This window comes from Spirillospora sp. NPDC046719 (genome assembly GCF_040645715.1).
Lineage (GTDB): Bacteria > Actinomycetota > Actinomycetes > Streptosporangiales > Streptosporangiaceae > Spirillospora.
Map to the genome: position 1 here is coordinate 11,077 of NZ_JBEYYT010000268.1, position 1,994 is coordinate 13,070.

The following is a 1,994-nucleotide window of genomic DNA, read 5'->3' on the forward strand; positions in this document are numbered from 1 at the left end:
CCGCGCGATCTCGCGGGCGCGGGCGGGGTCGGTGTCCAGCACGACGGCCTGCTCGACGCCCAGGAAGGCGTCCGGCCCCATGATCCGCCTGGCCCGCACGGTGTGCTCGACGGGCACGAAGTACGGGTGCGCGCCCCACGTCCGCTCCGCCGCCAGCTCCAGCATCCTCGGCCCGAGGGCCGCCAGCACCCGGCGCGGCGCCGGATCGGCGGGGACGCCGTGCACCGGCACCGCGTCCATCGCGTCGAGGTAGGCCCGCATCATCGGCACCGGCCGCCCGACCGGCGGCATCGCGTAGCCGTCCAGCTCGCCGGCGTCGCCGGCCCGGTGGCCGCCGAGTCCGAGCAGGTAGCGGCCCGGGAACGCCTCCCCGAGGGTGCGTTCGGCGCCCGCCGTCGCGATCGGGTCGCGGAAGGCGATGTTGGCGATCCCGGACGCGGCGGCGATCCGCCGCGTCGCGCCCAGCACCAGCCACGCCTGCCCGACGCTGTCGCGCCCGAACGCCTCGCCGAACCAGATGGCCCCGTAGCCGAGCTCCTCGATCTCCGCCGCCGCCTCGCGCACCCGTCCCGCCGGCTGCCCGTCGAACGCGAACGTCCAGATCCCGACCCGGCCGAGCCCGTCCCGCTGCATCGCATGCCTCCCGATTTCCGGAGAACTTCTCCGGTTCCTCTCCGGGTACGATACGGAGAACTTCTCCAGTTGGCTACCCGGGCCGCGACGGCCGAGGATGGGGCGATGACCACGGCGGACGAGACGCGCCCCGGGCGCCCGCTGCGCGCGGACGCCCGCCGCAACCGCGAGAGGGTGCTGGCGGCGGCCCGCGAGACGTTCGCCGAGAGCGGCCCGGACGCCTCCCTCAACGAGATCGCGCGGCGCGCCGGCGTCGGCCCCGGCACCCTCTACCGGCACTTCCCCACCCGGCGGGCGCTGCTGGCCGCCGTCCTCGCCGACCGCGTCGAGCGGCTGTGCGCCCGCGCGGACCTGCTGATCGCCTCGGAGACCCCCGCGGCCGCGCTGTCGGGCTGGCTGCGCGCCTTCCTCGAGCACGCGAGCGGCGACCACGGGCTCGGCGGCGCGGCGCTGGCGGGGCCGCCGGACCTCGGCTTCGACTGCCACGCCGCGATCCGGGACGCGGCCGGGCGCGTCCTCGGCCACGCCCAGCGGGCCGGCGCGGCGCGTCCCGACGTGACGGCCGCCGACATGACGCAGCTGGTCGTCGGCGTGGCGCTCGCCACCGAGGGCGCGGCGCACGACCCCGGGCAGCCCGCCCGCCTCCTCGCCCTGGTCGAGGACGCGCTGCGCCCCTGAGGCCGCGTCCGGGCGGGTAGGAGACGGTCGTGGAGTTCTCAACGGCGGCCGACGAGCTGTACGGCGTCGTGCCGGAGGAGTTCGTGGCGACCCGGACGCGCCTGGCGCGCGAGGCCAGGACCGAGGGCGACGCCGCGCTCGCCAAGCGGATCGCCGGGCTGCGCAGGCCCACGCTGTCGGCCTGGGCGGTGAACCTGCTGGCGCGGTCGGCGGCGGACGACCTCGGCGGGCTGCTCGACGTCGGCGCGCGGATGCGGGAGGCGTGGGGCTCCGGCGGCGGGCTCGGCGACCTGGAGCGGCAGCGGGCCCGGCTCGTCGCGGCGCTGCTGCGCCGCGCGGGCGAGCTCGCGGCCGAGGCGGGGCGTCCGCTGCGCGACCAGGCCGTCCGCGAGGTCGAGGACACCTTGCAGGCGGCCACCGTGGACGAGGAGGTCGCGGACGAGGTGCGGGAGGGGCGGCTGCCGCAGCCGCGCAGCCACACCGGCTTCGTCCCGGCGGGCTTCGCCCTCGCCCCCGAGACCGGGGCGGAGCGGGAGCCGAAGGCCGCGAAGCGCCCGAAGCCGCAGGAGAAGGCCGCTTCTGCCGGGGAGGCTCCCGCTGCGCGGAAACCGGCCGCTCCGGCGGGGAAGAAGGCCGAGCGGCCGAAGGTCACGCGGACGAGCGCGGCACGCGCCAAGCGCGCG

The 1,994-nt window shown here is 78.0% G+C and carries 3 protein-coding genes; 2 read left to right on the forward strand and 1 reads right to left on the reverse strand.

Going from position 1 to position 1,994, the window contains the following annotated elements; all coding sequences use genetic code 11:
- The coding region (locus ABZ914_RS33815) for an LLM class flavin-dependent oxidoreductase (protein ID WP_500198243.1) at positions 1-633 on the reverse strand (633 nt) is incomplete at its 3' end.
- 105 nt (positions 634-738) lie between these two features.
- Here ABZ914_RS33815 and ABZ914_RS33820 point away from each other — a divergent pair.
- Positions 739-1,311 carry a TetR/AcrR family transcriptional regulator gene (locus tag ABZ914_RS33820; protein ID WP_190856486.1) on the forward strand — a complete coding sequence of 191 codons (573 nt, stop codon included), beginning with the start codon at positions 739-741 and terminating at the stop codon, positions 1,309-1,311.
- A 29-nt stretch (positions 1,312-1,340) separates the two neighbouring features.
- On the forward strand, positions 1,341-1,994 hold a 654-nt coding region (locus tag ABZ914_RS33825), incomplete at its 3' end, for a hypothetical protein (RefSeq protein WP_500198245.1).